General features: G+C 53.2%; 1 protein-coding gene. It reads left to right on the top strand.

Features of this window, described 5'->3' with window-relative positions:
* Positions 1–373, top strand: a 373-nt coding sequence (locus RZO55_RS03055; protein WP_318062816.1) for a hypothetical protein, incomplete at its 5' end; no start/stop codon positions are given.
* Positions 374–408 lie beyond the last annotated feature (35 nt).

Below are 408 nucleotides of genomic sequence, written 5' to 3'. Positions count from 1 at the left end.
AAAATATTTATCGCTGATGCAAGGGAGGCGGATGAACGTGGCAGTGGCAATTCGTCTGTCTAGGGATTTGGAAAAGGCATCCCCTGAAAACCCCCAAGGGACGCGGTTTCGGAAAGGACAGATTCTCCGTCTCTGGGGATGGATTCACCGACCAGAGGAGCGAAACCGACGGGGGGAGCCTTACGGAGAGTGGCAGTTTTGGCTCACGGCAGATGTGGACGGAGGGTATATTTTCCGGGCGGAGGATATCGAAGAGGTTTATATCTGGCGGGACGAGTGGGACAGAGCCGGGGAATACGAAGAAATGGTGGAGAAGTTTCGTGACGCACCTTGGCCCGTTCACCATCAAAAACCGGATCGAGAGAATGAATGAAACCCCTGAAGCACCCTAGAAGGGTGCTTTTATAC

Origin of the sequence: Clostridium boliviensis, assembly GCF_033342255.1 — a bacterium.
GTDB lineage: Bacteria > Bacillota > Clostridia > Lachnospirales > Lachnospiraceae > Lacrimispora > Lacrimispora boliviensis.
The sequence above is the reverse complement of the archived record's forward strand: the minus strand, read 5'-3'. Positions and strand labels throughout refer to the sequence as shown.